Raw genomic sequence first — 17,325 nt, 5'->3', positions numbered from 1 at the left:
TAATTTATTAAACATGGTAGGCTTCTGTCCAAGATCCAGGCCCCCGCGCAGGAAGCCCTTGATGAACAAGGGAGAGTCCGCCGGGCGCGGCCTAACGGTTCCACAATCCTTCATCCAGGGCGGATAGAACATGCTGTCGTTGAACGACCAGGGCCTTCTCCGAACCAAGGGCTACGTGAATGGTGCGTGGCGTGCGGCCGAGTCCGGGAAGAGCTTCCCGGTCACCAACCCCGCCACCGGCGCCGTCATCGCGGACGTGTCCGACATGGGCGCCGCCGAGACGCGCGAGGCGATCGACGCCGCCAACGCCGCCCTGCCGGCCTGGAAGGCCAAGACTGCCAAGGAGCGCGCGGCCATCCTGCGCCGCTGGTACGACCTGATCCTGGCGGCGCAGGAGGATCTGGCCCAGCTGATGACCGCCGAGCAGGGCAAGCCCCTGACCGAATCGCGGGGCGAGGTGGTCTATGGCGCCTCCTTCATCGAGTGGTTCGCGGAGGAGGGCAAGCGCGCCTACGGCGACGTCATCCCGACCTTCGCCGGCAACAAGCGCATCGTCGTCCTGAAGGAGGCCATCGGCGTCGTCGCGGCGATCACGCCGTGGAACTTCCCGAATGCCATGATCACCCGCAAGGTGGCCCCGGCGCTGGCCGCCGGCTGCACCGTGGTGGTCAAGCCGGCCGAGGACACGCCGCTGTCCGCCCTGGCGCTGGCCGAACTGGCGGAGCGTGCCGGTTTCCCCGCCGGTGTCTTCAACATCGTGATGGGCAGCGATCCGGCCGCCATCGGCACCGAGCTGACCCACAGCCCGATCGTCCGCAAGGTCAGCTTCACCGGCTCGACCGAGGTCGGCAAGCTGCTGATGCGGCAGGCCGCCAGCACGGTCAAGAAGGTGTCGCTGGAGCTGGGCGGCAACGCCCCCTTCATCGTCTTCGACGACGCCGACCTGGACGAGGCGGTCAAGGGCGCCATGGCGTCCAAGTACCGCAACGCCGGCCAGACCTGCGTCTGCGCCAACCGCCTGCTGGTCCAGGCCGGCGTCTATGACGCCTTCGCCGCCAAGCTGGCCGAGGCCGTCAAGGCGCTGAAGGTCGGCAACGGTGCGGAGGCCGGCGTCACCCAGGGTCCGCTGATCAATGCCGATGCCATCGCCAAGGTCGAGGAGCTGATGGGCGACGCGCTGGAGAAGGGCGCCAAGGTCGCGCTCGGCGGCAAGCGCCACGAACTGGGCGGCACCTTCTTCGAGCCGACGATCCTGACCGGCATCACCACCGAGATGCGCGTCGCCCGCGAGGAGATCTTCGGCCCGGTCGCCCCGCTGTTCAAGTTCGAGACGGAAGAGGACGCCATCCGCATGGCGAACGACACCGAATTCGGGCTTGCCGCCTACTTCTACAGCCGCGACATCGGCCGCGTCTGGCGCGTGGCGGAAAAGCTGGAATACGGCATGGTCGGCATCAACGAAGGCATCATCTCGACCGAGGTGGCCCCCTTCGGCGGCGTCAAGGAGTCCGGCATCGGCCGCGAAGGCTCCAAGTACGGCCTCGATGATTTCATGGAAGTCAAATATCTCTGCGTCGGCCTCGGCGCCTGACCCGCCCCACGGGAAAAGTCAAAGGAAGTACGAAAATGACCACCAATCAGTCCTTCGTCGCCCGTCGTGAGGCCGCCGTCTCCCGTGGCATTTCCGCCGGCATGCCCTTCTACATCGACCGGGCTGAAAATGCCGAGATGTGGGACATCGAGGGCAAGCGCTTCATCGACTTCGCCGGCGGCATCGCCGTGCTGAACACCGGCCACCGCCACCCGAAGGTGATGGAGGCGGTGAAGGCGCAGATGGAGCGCTTCACCCACACCTGCGCGATGGTCACGCCCTATGACAGCTTCGTCGAGCTGGCGGAGAAGCTGAACGCGCTGGTCCCCGGCCCGACGCCGAAGAAGACCGCCTTCTTCACCACCGGTGCCGAGGCGGTGGAGAACGCCGTCAAGGTCGCCCGCGCCGCCACCGGCCGTCCGGGCGTGGTCGCCTTCTCCGGCGGCTTCCACGGCCGCACGCTGCTGACCATGGGCCTGACCGGCAAGGTCGTGCCCTACAAGGTCGGCTTCGGTCCCTTCCCGGCCGAAATCTTCCATGTGCCCTTCCCCAACGCCTATCGCGGCATCAGCGAGGCGGAGAGCCTGAAGGCGCTGGACACCCTGTTCAAGTCCGACGTCGATCCGGCCCGCGTTGCCGCGATCATCATCGAGCCGGTGCAGGGCGAGGGCGGCTTCAACATCGCCAGCCCGTCCTTCCTGCAGGCGATCCGCGCGGTCTGCGACAAGCACGGCATCGTCATGATCGTCGACGAGATCCAGACCGGCTTCGCCCGCACCGGCAAGATGTTCGCCGTCGAGCATGCCGGGATCGAGCCGGACCTCGTCACCATGGCGAAGAGCCTGGCCGGCGGCTTCCCGCTGTCGGCGCTGACCGGCAAGGCCGCCCTGATGGACGCCCCGATCCCCGGCGGCCTCGGCGGCACCTATGCCGGCAGCCCGCTGGCGACCACCGCCGCCCTGGCCGTCATCAACGTCATCGAGGAAGAGAAGCTGGTCGAACGCGCCGAAAAGCTCGGCGAGCGCATCGCCGGCCGCTTCCGCACCATGGCCCAGCGCAACAGCCTGTCGGTCATCGGCGACGTCCGCAACCTGGGCGCCATGGTCGCCATGGAACTGGTGACTGACCGCGAGACCAAGGAGCCGGCCGCCGACCTCACCAAGGCGCTGGTCGCCAAGGCCGCCGAGAAGGGCCTGATCCTGCTGTCCTGCGGCACCTACGCCAACGTGATCCGCGTGCTGGTTCCGCTGACCGCGTCGGACGCCCTGGTCGACGAAGGCCTGGACATCATCGAGTGTTCCCTGGAAGAACTGGTGTCGGCGTAATCGCTCCCTCTCCCGCCCCGGGAGAGGGAAGGGGCCCAAGCGAAGCTTGGGAAGGGTGAGGGGGAGTGCAAGGAACCATGCGCTTTCGGTTCCTTGGATCACCCCTCACCCTCCCGCCTTCGGCGGGTCCCTCCCTCTCCCGGGACGGGAGAGGGCTATAAGAAACCAACAGGAGGAAGTGACCTTGGCCGGACCCTTGTCGCACATCCGGGTGCTGGAGCTGTCGCGCGTGCTGGCCGGGCCGTGGTCGGCGCAGACGCTGGCCGATCTCGGCGCCGACGTGATCAAGGTGGAACGGCCGGGCGCCGGCGACGACACCCGCGCCTGGGGTCCGCCCTGGGCCGGCGACCAGTCGGCCTATTTCCTGTCGACCAACCGAGGCAAGCGCTCCATCACCATCGATTTCGAGCGTCCCGAGGGTCAGGAGCTCGTCCGCAAGCTCGCCGCCCAGGCCGACGTCGTCATCGAGAATTTCAAGGTCGGCGGGCTGGTCAAATACGGCCTCGACTATGACAGCCTGAAGGCGGTCAACCCGCGGCTGGTCTACTGCTCGATCACCGGCTTCGGCCAGACCGGGCCGTACCGCAACCGCGCCGGCTACGACTTCATGATCCAGGGCATGGGCGGGTTGATGAGCATCACCGGCCAGCCGGATGGCGAGCCGGGCGGCGGTCCGGTCAAGGTCGGCGTCGCGGTGACGGACATCTTCACCGGCCTCTACGCCACCATCGGCATCATGGGCGCGCTGGCCCACCGCGACCGTACCGGCGAGGGGCAGCAGGTCGACCTTGCGCTGCTCGACGTCCAGGTGGCGGTGCTGGCGAACCAGGCGATGAATTGTCTGGTCGGCGGCAAGGCGCCGCAGCGGCTCGGCAACGCCCATCCCAACATCGTGCCCTATCAGGCCTTCGCCACCCGCGACGGCTACATCATCCTGGCGGTCGGCAACGATGGCCAGTTCGCCAAGTTCTGCACAGTCGCCGGGCAGCCGGAACTTGCGAAGGATGAACGCTACGCCACCAACCCGGCCCGCGTCGCCAACCGCAAAGAGTTGGTGGCTCTGCTGGAGGAGTTGATCCGGACCCGCGACAGCCACGACTGGCTGGCTGCGCTGGAAGAGGTCGGCGTTCCCTGCGGCCCGATCAACGACCTGACCGCGGTGTTCGAAGACCCGCAGGTGAAGGCCCGCAACATCCACCAGGATCTGCCGCACCCGACCCAGGGCAGCGTTCCGACGGTGGCGAGCCCGATCCGCTACAGTGGCACGCCGCTGGTCCACGACACCGCCCCGCCGACGCTGGGCCAGCACACCGACACCGTGCTGGCGGATCAGCTCGGCTTGAGCGAGGCCGACATCGCGTCCTTGCGCGAGAAGGGCGTGATCTGATCGTAGGAGTTGGGGCCGGAAAGCGCCGACTTTCCGGCCCCGACATCGAACGCCCTCCTCAGAACTCGGTCACGACGGTCACGCCGGCGACTTCGAACCTGTCCATGGTCACCAGGGCGTCGATGGACTGCTCAAGATTGATCGTCCGGCCGATCAGCTTCTCCGGCGCCAGCTTGCCGGAGCGCATCATCTCCAGCATCGCGTCATAGCGGTGGGCCTGCATGCCGTGGCTGCCCAGGATCTCCAGCTCGCGAGCAATGACAAGGCTCATCGGGATGGCGGGGGTGCTGTTCTCGGCCAGCATCAGGCCGACCTGCACATGCTTGCCCCGTTTGCGCAGGTTGGCGATGGAATTGAAGCAGGTGGTGGGGTGGCCCAGCGCGTCGAGCGAGACATGGGCGCCGCCGCGCGTGATCTCGATCACCGCTTCGGCGACCTCTCCGACCTCCGACGCGTTCACCGTGGCGACCGCGCCCAGCGCGCGGGCCATGGCGAGCTTGTCCTCCGAGATATCGACGGCGACGACATTGGCGCCCAGCGCATTGGCGATCATGATCGCCGACAGGCCGACGCCGCCGCAACCGTGGACCGCCACCCACTGGCCGGCGGAGGTCTTGCCCTGATCGACGACGGCACGGAACGAGGTCACGAAGCGGCAGCCGAGGCTGGCGGCCGTGGTGAAGTCCATCGTCTCCGGCAGCCCGACCAGATTGATATCCGCCCGATGCAGCCCGACATATTGCGCGAACGATCCCCAATGGGTGAAACCGGGCTGGAATTGCCGGTCGCAGACCTGATGATTGCCGGAATGGCATTCAGGACAGGCGCCGCAGCCGCCGACGAACGGAACCGTCACCCGGTCGCCGATTTTCCATTTGGTCACGTCCTTGCCGACCGCCTCGACGATGCCCGCCAGTTCATGGCCGGGGACATGCGGAAGCTGGATATCGGGGTCGTGGCCGACCCAGCCATGCCAGTCGCTGCGGCAAACCCCGGTCGCCATCACCTTGACGACGACTCCATGCGGTTCCGGCGTCGGGTCGGGCACGGTCATGATTTTGGGCGGTGCGGAAAACGCCTCGTAGACCACCGCTTTCATGGGGGCTCTCCTGCTGGAATGGTCCCGTCATACTACGGCGAACCCGCTGAAATTGGCTTTCAATTGAAGACGGAGCACCCCCTAGGATATGAAGGAGTCTTTCAGATGATATCTTTTCCTTGAAGGAATTCCTCGCCGTGGACCCGCTCGATAAGATGGATGCCGTGATCGTGGACCGGCTGCAGCAGGATGGCCGGCTGTCCAACGCCAGGCTCGCCGAACAGCTGGCGCTGAGCGAGGCGTCCTGCTGGCGCCGACAGAAGCGTCTGGAGGATTCCGGGGTCATCAAGGGGTATCAGGCGGTTCTGGACCGCCGGAAGCTCGGCTTCGGCGTCATGGCCTTCGTGCAGATCGTCTGCACGCAGCATGGCGAGGACGTCACCGCGGCCTTCGAGGCGATCATCCAGGCCTGCCCCCATGTGCTGAGTTGCCACAACACCACCGGAGAGGCGGATTTCCTGCTGGTCGTCGTCGCGCGCGATCTCGACGATTACAGCGGGTTCGTCGACAAGGTGCTGAGACGGCTGCCGGGCGTCGCGAGCATCCGCTCGAACCTGTCCCTGCGGGAGATGAAGGCGACGAACCGGTTGCCGGTTCTGGAGGATGCCCATCGCTGACACCCCGCGGACATGCCGCGGATGGATTTTTCCGCATCGCTCCCGTTCGCCGGGCGGGGGTTGCGTTCGTCCGCCATTCCAGCAATATCGCAGCCCGCGCAGGTCTTCGGCCTGCTTCCGCGGATCCCACGCCATCAACCATCGCCGGACCCTTCCATGACCGCGGCCCCCGCGACCGACACCCGCCGTGGCATCCTGATGATGCTGGGCGGGATGACGCTTTTCACGCTGAACGACGCGCTTGGCAAATGGCTGGTGGCCGACCATCCGGTCGCCATGCTGCTGGCCGTGCGCAGCCTGTTCGGGCTGGCGGTGCTGGCGCCGATGATCTGGCGCGAGGGACTGGCCGCGGTCTTCGCCGTCGACCGGCTGCCGCTGCACATCCTGCGCGTGTTGCTGATGACGGTGGACGTCGCCTGTTTCTACTGGGCGGTCGGTTATCTGCCGCTCGCCGACGTGATGACCATCTACATGTCGGCGCCGCTGATCGTCACCGCGCTGTCGGTGCTGGTGCTGGGGGAAAGCGTCGGCTGGCGCCGCTGGGTGGCAGTTGCTGTCGGCTTCGCCGGCGTGGTCATCGTTCTGAACCCGACCGGCCGGTTCGATCTGTGGCCGTCCCTGGTGGCTCTGCTCGGCGCCTTCATCTTCTCATGCGGCGTGATCTCCACCCGCATCCTGCGCTCCGCCTCCAGCCTGACGCTGGTCGCCAACCAGATGGTCGGCGGGATGCTGATCGGCGGGGTGACGCTGCCCTGGACCTGGGAAGCCCCGGGCTGGCTCGGCTTCTTCCTGCTGGGGCTGCTGGGCATCACCGCGCTGGCCGGCCACGCGATGATGAACCGCTCGCTGCAGCTCAGCCCGGCGGCGGTGGTGGTGCCGTTCCAGTATGTCGCGATCCTGTGGGCGGTGATCCTCGACCTTATCGTCTGGGGTACCGCGCCGACCGCCCGCATCGGTGTGGGGGCGGCGCTGATCATCGGCAGCGGCCTGTTCATCGTCTACCGCGAACAGCGCCTGAAGCGCGGCGTGGCGGCGGAAGGGGTGGCGGAGGTGCCGTGAGGCCCCGACCCACCCCCGGCCTCACAGCCCGAAGAACCGCGGCACCAGCCGGATCGTCACCGGCTCCACCGGGCGCCAGCCATAGTCGCGGATGACGTCGTTGGATTCCACCGCGCGGCGGTTGGGCTCCAGCGACCATGTGATGTGGTAGGTGGAGCCGTCGGGCCGGTCGCTGGTGCCGTCGATGGCGACGACGACCGCCTGCACCCCCTCGCCGTCGTCGGCGCAGCCGATCACCTCCGCCTCGGTGGCGGTCGGCAGCGGCTCCTGCGGGCCGGCGCCGAACTGCAGGGTCACATGATCCGCGACGAGCCGCTCATAGCGCGGCGGGATCAGGGCCAGCAGCCGGCTGCGTTCGTCTGCCGGCAGTTCCCACCCGGTGTATCCCGCTCCCATCGCCCGATCCTCCGAACCGAAAGGCGCCGTATCCGTCAACGCCGGCCGCCGTTCATGATCCCGTCCATGATCTTATTCGCTTCGGCGGGTCCGGCAATCAGTTCGATCATGCGGATGGCGGTGTAGCCGGTGCGCGTGTTGCCGGCGGGACCGCCCAGCGCCTGCTGCGCCTTTTCCGTCAGCGAGGCGGTGGTCTTCTGGGTCATCTCCCGCAGCTCGCCGCGCAGGCCCAGCGAATCGGCGATGGTCGCGCATTTGCGCAGCGCCCGCGCCTGGTTCTCCGCCTGGGCCAGCTGGGTCCGCCCGTCGCCGCCGCCGTCCAGCACGCCGATGGCCGCGATGATTCCGGCATCGGCGTCCTGCAGCACCTGGGTCTTCACCATGGCGTGGACGGAGTTGCGGACCTGCTTCAGCCGCTGGTCGAACTCCTTGTTGCGGCTGTGCTCCATCGCCGCGCGGGTGGCGTCCAGGCTGGCGACGATGCCGAGCGCCAGATCGGCCACCGCCATGCGGTCGGTGGTGCCGCCGGGCGCGTTCTGGAAGGCGCGCGACCGGTCCTCCATCTGGGCGACGACGGTGCCGCTCAGCGCCATGAACAGGGTGGCGCGGTCGGCCGGCTTCTGGCCCAGATCCATGTCCCACAACCCGCTCAGCAGGGCGGACGGGTCGCCGAGGCGCGAGGTCGCGGTCAGGATGAAGATCTTCAGCGCGTCCGGCCGGGCGCGGGCGATGCGGCGGCCGATGGTCTGGATCGCCTCGATGTGGTCGCCGTGCAGCTTCGGCACCGGCTTGGGCGACAGCGCCGCCTTCATCTCCGCCACCTCGGGCGCGATGGACAGGATGGTGGCGATGTCGGACAGGGCGCGCACGCGGTCGGGATTCATCCGCAGATCGAGCGCCTCGCTGTAATGGCCGGCGACGGCCCCCTCGGCAATCCGGGCCACCGCCGTGCCGCAGTCGGCCCAGAACCCCTCGGTCAGCGCCTTGCGCTCAGGCCCGTCCTGCAGGGCGGGGCGGAAGGCGCGCAGCCGGTCCTTGCCGATCTCGGCCTCCACCAGCGGCCACAGACTGTTCATCAGCGACCGCTCGATCACGCTCAGCGGCACCGGGTCGGTCTTGCCCAGGGCTTCGAACAGATCCTCGAACGGGTCGCAGAACAGCCGCTTCAGCGTCGGGCGGCGGTGCAGCCGCAGCTCGACCAGCCGGGGGCGGATGACGGCGATGGTGCGCTGGATGTCGGGATGGTCGTTCATCTGCTCCAGCAGAGTGACGACCTGACGGAACTTGGCCTCGTCGATGTCCAGAAGCTTGTCGCCCAGTGCGACCAGATCCCTCATCTCCATGGTCAGGCCGCCTTCCCTTTGAGCGTCTCGATCCGCATCACCAGATCGACGTCCAGCTGGCCGCTGCGCCAGTCGACATAGGCGCGCACCGACCGCTTCTGGCTGTTGATCAGCTTGTCGGCCATCAGCGACTGGTCGATCCGCCCCTCGTCCCTGGGCAGCAGCGGGATGACGCGGAAGATGTCGTGGACCGCCATGTCCTGGCTGTAGCGGTCCTGGGTCAGCGCGTCGCTCCACAGCAGGATCAGGTATTCCCAGCCGTCCAGCAGCCAGGACAGCCGGCTGGACGCCTTGCGGATCTGCGGCCGCTTGGTCTCCCACTGGCGCAGCAGCGTCTCGAAGGAGGCCATCGCCTGATCCAGCTGGCCGATGACGTTGCGGGCGTGGTTGACCGTGTGCTCCGCCACCTCGGCGCAGAAACCGCCGATGGGGGCCGCTTCCGACACGTTGTCGGTGGCCCAGTCGGTCATGCTGTCGCGGAAGCCCTGCAGGTCGCGCATCAGCCGCCGCAGCCGCGCCGGCTTGGGCGAGCTGGCGAGCCCGATCGATTCCATCAGCACCGCCAGCTCGGCGATGCGGCCATAGAGTTCGGTCGGCTCCAGCGCCAGACGCTGCGCCGCCTTCATCATCAGGTCACGGGTCAGCTTCTGCCCCTCGGCGGAGGTCAGGCCGACCCGCAGGATCTCGGTCGATTCCAGGCCGACCGCCTTCAACGCCTCGACGATCAGCTGATAGTTGATCAGCAGCCGCTGGTCCTCGTCGTCGCTCAGCGCCGCTTCCGCCGCCGCCACCGCCCCGCCGCCGGCAAGCCCGCAGCGCGCCGCCTCCAGCACCGCCTTGCGGATGTCGTCGGGGGAACAGCCGTCGGCCTTGGCGATCAGGTCGTGCAGCATTCGGTCGTGCACCGTCATCGGGAAGGCCAGCGGCAGCGACTTCCACGGCACCACATAGACGCCGCGCCCCTCCGACAGGTTGGGAACCATGACCTCCAGCTGGTCGCGGCCGTCCTTGCGCACCCGCGTCTGCGCCAGGACCGGCGTGGTGAAAGCCACCGCGGCACCGCGTTCCTCGAAGGTGGACGGGGCGAAATTGGTAAGGGAGCGCATCGTGTCTGCGGCCGTGGCTGCCAGGGGGTGTCGAAACCGGGTCGTCCGATTACGGCCCGGCGAAGCTGAATTTTGCGTTAAATCCAATATAAGCCACAACGTGAATATACCACCTTCAGGCTGGGCGGGGGGATCTCTTGCGGTACTCCCGGCCCGAAGCCTTCACCGTTCCTCTCCGCCGGCCGTTGACAGGGAGGGGCGATCTGCGGGAGGGCCGGGAGCATGGCGGGCGCAAGGGCGGCGGGATCGGTGTTCAAATGGATCGGCTACGGCCTGCTGGGCCTGGTCGGCCTCGTCGTGGTCGGCGTCGGCGCGGTGCTGCTGCTGTACGACTGGAACGATGCCCGTGGATTCGTCGCCCGCCGCGCCTCGGCCGCGTTGAACCGCGAGGTCGCCATCGACGGCGACCTGCGCGTCCATCCCGGCAATCCCATCCGCATCCATGTCGAAGGCCTGCGCGTCGCCAACGCCCAATGGGCGCAGGAGCGGGGCGAGGACAAGGACATGCTGGCGATCCAGGCGCTGGACGCCACGTTGCGGCTCTGGCCCCTGCTGCGCGGCGACTGGGAACTGCCGGAGCTGAGGTTCCAGGGTCCCAAGCTGATCCTGGAGAAGAACCAGCAAGGTGAGGCCAACTGGAACTTCGGCCCGCCCAATGCGGAGAAGGAGGTGGCGAAGGAGGCCGCGACCCCCGACGGCCGCGGCGACATCCCGGTGATCGAACGGCTGGTGATCGCCGACGGCCGGATTCGCTACCGCGATCCCACCAGCGACATCGACATCGACAACACCATCAACACCGCCACCGGCGGCAACGACAGCGACACCGTACAGCTGAACGGCAAGGGCAACTTCGCCGGAAAACCCTTCACCCTGGCGGCGGAAGGCGGCTCGCTGCTCACCCTGCGCGACGACCCCAAGCCCTATCCGATGAAGATCGAGGCCGCCGTCGGCAAGACCCAGGGCCGCATCGAGGGCTCGGTGGCGGAGCCGGTGAAGATGGAGGGCATCGACCTGTCGGTGGCGCTCAGCGGCAACGATCTGGCGGAGATCTTCCCGATCCTCGGCATCCCGACGCCGAAGACGCGCCCCTATGCCATCTCCGGCCACCTGTCGCGCGAAGGGGGCCTGTGGGCCTTCCACGGCATGAACGGCAAGGTCGGCGAAAGCGACCTGTCCGGCGACCTGTCGGTCGACACCACCGGCGAGCGGCCGATGGTGAAGGCCCAGCTCACCTCCGACCGGCTGGCGGCCCAGGATCTGGCCGGCCTCGTCGGCGCCTCGCCGCGCGGCAGCGACGATTACCCGACCCGCGGCAACGGCGGCGTGATCCCGGCGACACCGGTGAATGTGGAGAAGCTGCGCAACACCGACATGGACGTCCGCCTGCGCGGCAAGCGGGTGGAGGCGCCCTTCGCCCCGCTTCAGGACCTGGAGATGCGGGTCAGGCTGACCGCCGGCGACCTTCATTTCGACCCGCTGTCGCTCGGCATCGGCGGCGGGCGGATCGCCGGCACGGTGCAGGTGGACGGCAGCCGCAAGGTTCCGGCCCTGCGCACCGACCTGGACATCCGCTCCATGAAGCTGTCGGCCTTCTTCAGCGAGACCTCCTTCGCCGGCCAGATCGGCGGCACGGTGGCGGGGCGCATCCAGCTTGCAGGGACAGGGAAGACGGTGGCCGACCTGCTGGCCAACTCCGACGGCAAGGTCGGCGTCTCGGTCGACGGCGGGCGAATCACCAGCCTCGCGGTCAAGGGCCTGAAGACCAACATTCTGGAGACGCTGGGCGTCGTGCTCTCCGGGTCGGAGCCGCTGCCCTTCAACTGCCTGGTCGGCAACCTGTCGGTCGAGAACGGCATCGCCCGCGTCCAGGCGCTGGTGCTGGACACGCCCGAGACCATCGTCACCGGCAAGGGAACCATCAGCCTGCGCAACGAGGCGCTCGACCTGCGGATCGTCGGCGATTCCAAGTCGCCGCAGATGTTCGCCACCCATGTGCCGGTGCTGGTCGGCGGCACGCTGGGCAACCCCGACATCGCCGTCGATCCCACCGAGTCCGCGGCGCGCGGCGCGGCGGCGGTGGCGCTCGGCGTGCTGCTGACTCCGCTGGCCGGCGTGCTGCCCTTCCTTGACCCGGGCAGTGGTGAGCAGCCACAGTGTGCCCGGCTGGTGCAGGATGCCCGCTCTCCCGACAAGGGAGCGCCGGCGTCCGGCAAGTCGGGCAATGGCCGCGGGGAGGGCGAGGCATCGGGTTCGGCCCGCTGACCGCCTGTTCCGCGTTCCTCCTGTCCGTCCCCTCTCGAACGGGGCAGCCCGGGCAAACGGACAGGAAGGACGCCGCCTTTCCCAATGACCATCGACCAGATGTTATCGTTCGGCATCATCGGCGCGGTCATTGCGCTGCTGATCTGGGACCGGCTGCGCTACGACCTCGTCGGCATGCTCGCCCTGCTGGCTTCGGTCGCGGTGGGGATCGTGCCGGCCAAGCAGGCTTTCCTGGGCTTCTCCGATGACATCGTCATCATCGTCGGCTCCGCCCTGGTGATCAGTGCCGCCGTCGGCCGGTCCGGCGTGGTCGAGGCGGCGATGCGCCCGCTGGCCACGCGCATGACGACGGTGTGGATGCAGGTCGCCGTCCTGGCCGGGGCGGTCACGCTGCTGTCGGCCATCGTCAAGAACATCGGCGCGCTCGCCATCTTCATGCCCATCGCCCTGCAGGTTGCGCGGCGGACCGGCACGCCGGTGTCGATGCTGCTGATGCCGATGGCCTTCGGCTCGCTGATGGGCGGATTGATGACGCTGGTCGGCACCTCCCCGAACGTCATCGTGTCGCGCCTGCGCGCCTAGATGACGGGCGAGCCCTTCCACATGTTCGATTTCACGCCGGTCGGCCTTGTGATCTCGGTGTTCGGTGTCGCCTTCCTGGCGGTCGGCTACCGGCTGTTGCCCAAGGGACGGACGGCGTCGGCCGGTCCGGCCTTCAACATCGACGATTACACGGCGGAGGCACGGCTGCCCACCGGTTCCCAGTTCGTCGGCCGCACCGTGGCGGAACTGGAGGCGGTCGGCGAGGGCGAGGTGACGATTGCCGCCATCGTGCGCGAGAATTACCGCCGCTATGTGCCGTCGGGCCATTGGGTGCTGTTCGCCGACGACATCCTGGTGCTGGAGGGCGACACCACGGCGCTGGCGGAGCTGGTCAAGCGCGCCGGGCTGAAGATGGTGCACGACAAGGATTTGGAGGGGGTCGAGAAGGAGGACGACATCGTCCTGGTCGAGGCGGTGGTCGAGCAGCGCTCCACCATGATCGGCCACAGCATCGAGGAGGTGAACCTGCGCGAGCGCTTCGGTGCCAACCTGCTGGCGATCAGCCGGCGCGGGCGGCCGATCCGCCAGCGGCTGCGCCGCGTCCGCCTGCAGTCGGGCGATCTGGTCGTCCTGCAGGGGCGGGAGGCGGCCATGGCGGACACGCTGGCCGAACTGGGCTGCCTGCCGCTGGCCGAGCGCGATCTCGCCATCGGCCGCACGCCCAAGCGCGCTGCGGCGGTCGCCGTCCTGGGGCTGACCGTGGTTCTGGTCGCCACCGGTCTGGTGCCGGTCGCCATCGCCTTCTTCGGGGCGGCAGTGGTGATGATGGCGCTGAAGGTGGTCAGCCTGCGCGAGGCCTACGAGGCGGTGGAATGGCCGATCCTCGTCCTGCTCGGCTCCCTGATTCCGGTCAGCGAAACCCTGCGCACCACCGGCGGCAGCGAACTGATCGCCGGCCTGCTGTCGCAGCTGTCGCAGGGAATGCCGCCCATCGGCGCGCTCGCCATGATCATGGTGGCGGCGATGGCGGTGACGCCCTTCCTGAACAATGCCGCCACCGTGCTGGTGATGGCGCCCATCGGCGCCAGCCTCGCCACCCATCTCGGGCTGCGGCCGGACGCCTTCCTGATGGCGGTGGCGATCGGGGCGGGCTGCGACTTCCTCACCCCCATCGGGCACCAGTGCAACACGCTGGTGATGGGCCCCGGCGGCTACCGCTTCGGCGACTACTGGCGGCTGGGACTGCCGCTGTCGATCATGGTCGTGATCCTGGGCACCGCGGCCATCTCGGTGTTCTGGCCGCTGGTGCCGAATTAGGCCGGATCCTCCCGGATCGTCACCGGTCCGAAGCGTGCTGCCGATGGTGCGGTCCCGGTCAGGGCTGCCGTACCTTGCGGACGAAGCCGTCGACCTCCGCGCTCAGCGCGGCGCTCTGTTGCGACAGCGTGTCGGCGGCGGCCAGCAGCGTGTCGGCGGAGCGCCGCGTGCGGTCGGCCGCCTCGTTGGCGCCCTCGACGTTGGCCGACACCCCGCGCGTGCCGCGTGCGGCCTCCTGGGCGTTCCTGGTGATCTCCTGTGTGGCTGCGCCCTGTTCCTCCACGGCCGAGGCGACTGCCACGGTGATGGTGGAGATGTTGCCGATGGTCCGGGTGATGCCGTCGATCGCCTGAACGGCGTGGGCGGTTTCCTCTTGGATCGCACTGACCTGGGCCTGGATGTCCTCCGTCGCCTTGGCGGTCTGGTTGGCGAGATTCTTCACCTCGCTGGCGACGACGGCGAAGCCCTTGCCGGCCTCGCCGGCGCGGGCCGCCTCGATGGTGGCGTTCAGCGCCAGCAGGTTCGTCTGGCTGGCGATCACCTGGATCAGATTGACCACGTCGCCGATGCGCTGGGCGGTGGCGGCCAGACCCTTGACGCTCTCGTTGGTGGCATTGGCCTCGCTGACGGCGTTGCGGGCGACCGACGAGGCGCTGGAGACCTGACGGGCGATCTCGGCGACCGAAGCGGCCAGTTCCTCCGTCGCGGCCGCGACCCCCTCGACATTCGCCGTGACGTTGAGGGCGGCCTCCGACATGGAGGCGGACTGGCGGGAGGCATCCTGCGCAGTGGCGGAAAGCGCGCGGGCGTCCTCCTGCACGCTGCCGGTGGCTGAGCGCACCTCGCTGACCATGCGGGACACCGACGTTTCGAACTGGTCGGCGAGCCGTGCCATGGCCAGCCGCTTTTCCTCCTCCTGCCGGCGTTCGCGCTCCTGCTGGCTGGCGCGGACCGTTTCGGCCTCATCCAGGCCACGTTTGAAGACGTCGGTGGCGCGCGCCATCTCGCCGATCTCGTCGCCCTTGCCGAGATGGGGGACCGCCACGCCATGTTCGTTGCGGGACAGCCGGGTCATCGCGATCTTGAGGGCGTTCAGCGGGACTGAGACCCGCGAGATCAGGATCCAGCCGGCCAATGCCATGATCAGACCCAGCAGGGCCAATGTCGTCACATTGACCGTGTGGTAGAAGGCAACCTCCCGTTCCGCTGCCTCGATGGCGCCCTGCGTGCGCTGTTCCAGCAGCACGTAGAACTCGTCGACCGGTGCCATGATTTCCGATTTGAAGGTATGGTATTCCTTCGAATGCATCAGGTTGCGGGCGAGTTCGAAATCAGGCGCCTTCTTGACGGTGTAGTTGCCCCGGCCATCGTCGAACAGGCCCTTCACGGCGTTCATCGCCTTGGTTTCGAGCTTCACCAGCCCATCGGAATTGGCTTGGGCCTGCTTGAGCTTGCCGAACTCGGCCGCCGTGAAGCCGGCCTGCTCCATCAGGGTCTGGAGTGGAACCGTCGGACCGTCCCCGCGCGGCTTCGTGCCGGAGGCGGCGACGAAATCCCAATAGATACGGTGATAGGCCTGCGGGCGCGGCTTCTGGCCGTTGCGGATGGCGAGCACATCCCAATACTGGGCCTCGTACTTCGCATCGCCGGTGATGACATAGGTGCGGGCAAGCCGGGTCAGGTCGTCGGAGCTTTGCCGCAGTTCATCGGCCAGCAGATAAGAATTGTGGCGGATAACCTGCGCAGCCGTCAGAGACTCGCGGGCGCCGGTCAAAAGAGAAAACGACAGGATGTTGGCGGCGAAGGCGATGATGAGGAGGGGGGCCATGATGGCGATCGTTGTCTTGATCGATAACTTCATTCCAGCCATTCCCATCTGAATGATCGCAGACTAAACCATATCGGTTTTCATATGATAATCTTGGTATTTTGACGTGTCATCATATTTCCATTTTGGGTGAAATCTTGAAACTGTTCTGCGGATCGATAAAATGCGCGGGATTCTTCGGCCCGATCATTAAAGCTGAGGTTGTCGAACATTCCGAGATGGCCCTTGCGACCATCGCAAACTGGAACTCGGGTCGGCGGAGTCTGCCGTCTGCTTTGCGAGGTTCCGTGACTTGTCCGTCTGGTGTAGGATTTTCCAATCGCAAGGCCGATGAACCGGCTTGGGCGGACGGGAGGCGGAAATGTCGGTGTGGCGCCGCTATCTGGTGAAGGACGTGACCGGCCGTCTGGTCGACCTGCCGAGCAGCCTGCTCGACCGTGCCGATGACGGCACGGCCCCGTTGCCGCATTTCGCCGGCCGCTGCGTGGAACTGGTGGCCGCGGTGATCGTCGGCGGCCGCGGGAGCCATGCCCGCGTCACCGAACTCGCCTTCACCAAGCTCTATTTCGATCAGTCGGGCTATGTCGACGCCGCCAAGCGCGAGCGGATGATCCGCCTGATGCTGGAAAGCTGCGCCGACCGCCGCTGCGCCCCGCACCGGCTGGGTGCCCGGAAAGACGCCGGGCAGAAGGATTGCGACCGCCTGTCCCGGCTTGCGGGTGCCGCCCGCGACCAGTTGATCCGCGAATTCGGCTGGGAACCGAAGCCCGCCGAACGCGACGCCGCCCTCAGCCGCCTCGACCCCGCCCGCCTGCTCGGCACCCGTCCGGAACCGGTGCGGACGCTGCATTGAGGGGGTGCTCTTCTACAATGCGGGCAACCGCATCCCGCGGTAAGCGCCCTCTCCCGGGACGGGAGAGGGAGCAAACCCCGATTGCCTCACCCGCAAGGGGAGGGGGCTTTTCGGCGGCCATCTTCCGGCCCATATGCAGGCCAACCGAAGCATGGAACCTGGCGAACCACAGATGAGTCCTCCCGATACCGCCCAGACGCTGACGTTTGCGCGGGTGCGCCAGCTGGCACTGATCGGTGCCGGATGCACCATCATCCTGTTCGGCCTGCTGCTGGCACCCTTGCCCGGTCCCGGCGGGCTGCCGGTGATGCTGCTCGGCGGCATTCTCGTGCTGCGCAACTCTGCCGACGCCCGTCGCCTGTTCATACGCGGCAAGCGCCGCTACCCCCGCATGTTCAGCCCGGTGGAGCGCATCCGCCAGAAGCTGCGCGCCCGTCGCCTGCGCAAGATGAACCGCGGCTGAGCCCAAGCATTTTCCCGCAGTCCCTTACCCGCCGGGCAGCCCGGTGATAGCATGGAGCATCGCCGTTCCCGTCCGCCGGCGGGCAGCGTGACCGGTTGAACAGTGGAACACCGGCGGAAAACCGTTCCACAGC

The 17,325-nt window shown here is 67.6% G+C and carries 13 protein-coding genes and 1 pseudogene; 9 read left to right on the top strand and 5 right to left on the bottom strand.

The features are described from left to right. Window positions 1–130: 130 nt before the first annotated feature. The 3 genes from AZOLI_RS23255 to AZOLI_RS23245 all read left to right on the top strand — a co-directional run bounded on the left by AZOLI_RS23255 (window position 131) and on the right by AZOLI_RS23245 (window position 4,303). On the top strand, window positions 131–1,591 hold the full coding sequence (locus tag AZOLI_RS23255) for an NAD-dependent succinate-semialdehyde dehydrogenase (RefSeq protein ID WP_014249643.1): 1,461 nt from the start codon (window positions 131–133) through the stop codon (window positions 1,589–1,591). A gap of 35 nt (window positions 1,592–1,626) precedes the next feature. After that, window positions 1,627–2,916 (top strand): 4-aminobutyrate--2-oxoglutarate transaminase, encoded by a 1,290-nt coding sequence (gabT, locus tag AZOLI_RS23250; protein ID WP_014249642.1) that lies wholly within the window; start codon window positions 1,627–1,629, stop codon window positions 2,914–2,916. A 184-nt stretch (window positions 2,917–3,100) separates the two neighbouring features. Beyond that, window positions 3,101–4,303, top strand: coding sequence for a CaiB/BaiF CoA transferase family protein (locus AZOLI_RS23245; RefSeq protein ID WP_014249641.1), 1,203 nt, complete (start codon window positions 3,101–3,103; stop codon window positions 4,301–4,303). Window positions 4,304–4,361: 58 nt separating this feature from the next. Here AZOLI_RS23245 and AZOLI_RS23240 read toward each other — a convergent pair whose 3' ends face one another. After that, window positions 4,362–5,402: a zinc-dependent alcohol dehydrogenase family protein gene (locus AZOLI_RS23240; protein ID WP_014249640.1), complete on the bottom strand. Its 1,041-nt coding sequence runs from the start codon at window positions 5,400–5,402 to the stop codon at window positions 4,362–4,364. 137 nt (window positions 5,403–5,539) lie between these two features. On the opposite strand from AZOLI_RS23240, the gene AZOLI_RS23235 reads away from it, so the two are divergent. Further along, window positions 5,540–6,019 carry an Lrp/AsnC family transcriptional regulator gene (locus AZOLI_RS23235; RefSeq protein ID WP_014249639.1) on the top strand — a complete coding sequence of 160 codons (480 nt, stop codon included), beginning with the start codon at window positions 5,540–5,542 and terminating at the stop codon, window positions 6,017–6,019. Between the two features lie 156 nt (window positions 6,020–6,175). Beyond that, entirely contained in the window at window positions 6,176–7,078 is a 903-nt protein-coding gene (locus AZOLI_RS23230) for a DMT family transporter (protein ID WP_014249638.1), read from the top strand. A gap of 21 nt (window positions 7,079–7,099) precedes the next feature. On the opposite strand, the gene AZOLI_RS23225 is transcribed toward AZOLI_RS23230, so the two are convergent. Genes AZOLI_RS23225 through AZOLI_RS23215 form a run of 3 tightly spaced genes read right to left on the bottom strand, consistent with a single transcriptional unit; the run spans window position 7,100 to window position 9,923 of the window. Continuing rightward, a complete protein-coding gene (locus tag AZOLI_RS23225) occupies window positions 7,100–7,474 on the bottom strand; it encodes a hypothetical protein (RefSeq protein ID WP_014249637.1) in 375 nt (124 codons plus the stop codon). Window positions 7,475–7,509: 35 nt separating this feature from the next. Further along, window positions 7,510–8,817 (bottom strand): hypothetical protein, encoded by a 1,308-nt coding sequence (locus AZOLI_RS23220; RefSeq protein WP_014249636.1) that lies wholly within the window; start codon window positions 8,815–8,817, stop codon window positions 7,510–7,512. A 2-nt stretch (window positions 8,818–8,819) separates the two neighbouring features. Continuing rightward, a complete protein-coding gene (locus AZOLI_RS23215; protein ID WP_014249635.1) occupies window positions 8,820–9,923 on the bottom strand; it encodes a hypothetical protein in 1,104 nt (367 codons plus the stop codon). A gap of 222 nt (window positions 9,924–10,145) precedes the next feature. Between AZOLI_RS23215 and AZOLI_RS23210 the strand changes: the two genes are divergently transcribed. Beyond that, the gene (locus tag AZOLI_RS23210; RefSeq protein WP_014249634.1) at window positions 10,146–12,188 is read left to right on the top strand and encodes an AsmA family protein; all 2,043 of its coding nucleotides are present in this window, start codon (window positions 10,146–10,148) and stop codon (window positions 12,186–12,188) included. A gap of 84 nt (window positions 12,189–12,272) precedes the next feature. After that, window positions 12,273–14,048: pseudogene (locus AZOLI_RS23205) on the top strand (SLC13 family permease). A gap of 58 nt (window positions 14,049–14,106) precedes the next feature. On the opposite strand, the gene AZOLI_RS23200 reads toward AZOLI_RS23205, so the two are convergent. After that, a complete protein-coding gene (locus AZOLI_RS23200) occupies window positions 14,107–15,909 on the bottom strand; it encodes a methyl-accepting chemotaxis protein (RefSeq protein ID WP_162488389.1) in 1,803 nt (600 codons plus the stop codon). A 328-nt stretch (window positions 15,910–16,237) separates the two neighbouring features. On the opposite strand from AZOLI_RS23200, the gene AZOLI_RS23195 reads away from it, so the two are divergent. Further along, on the top strand, window positions 16,238–16,729 hold the full coding sequence (locus AZOLI_RS23195) for a hypothetical protein (protein ID WP_014249632.1): 492 nt from the start codon (window positions 16,238–16,240) through the stop codon (window positions 16,727–16,729). Between the two features lie 172 nt (window positions 16,730–16,901). Beyond that, the gene (locus AZOLI_RS23190; protein WP_014249631.1) at window positions 16,902–17,192 is read left to right on the top strand and encodes a hypothetical protein; all 291 of its coding nucleotides are present in this window, start codon (window positions 16,902–16,904) and stop codon (window positions 17,190–17,192) included. Window positions 17,193–17,325 lie beyond the last annotated feature (133 nt).

Source organism: Azospirillum lipoferum 4B (genome assembly GCF_000283655.1).
Lineage (GTDB): Bacteria > Pseudomonadota > Alphaproteobacteria > Azospirillales > Azospirillaceae > Azospirillum > Azospirillum lipoferum_C.
Note: the sequence above shows the minus strand (reverse complement) of the source record. Positions and strands in the feature narration are given on the sequence as shown.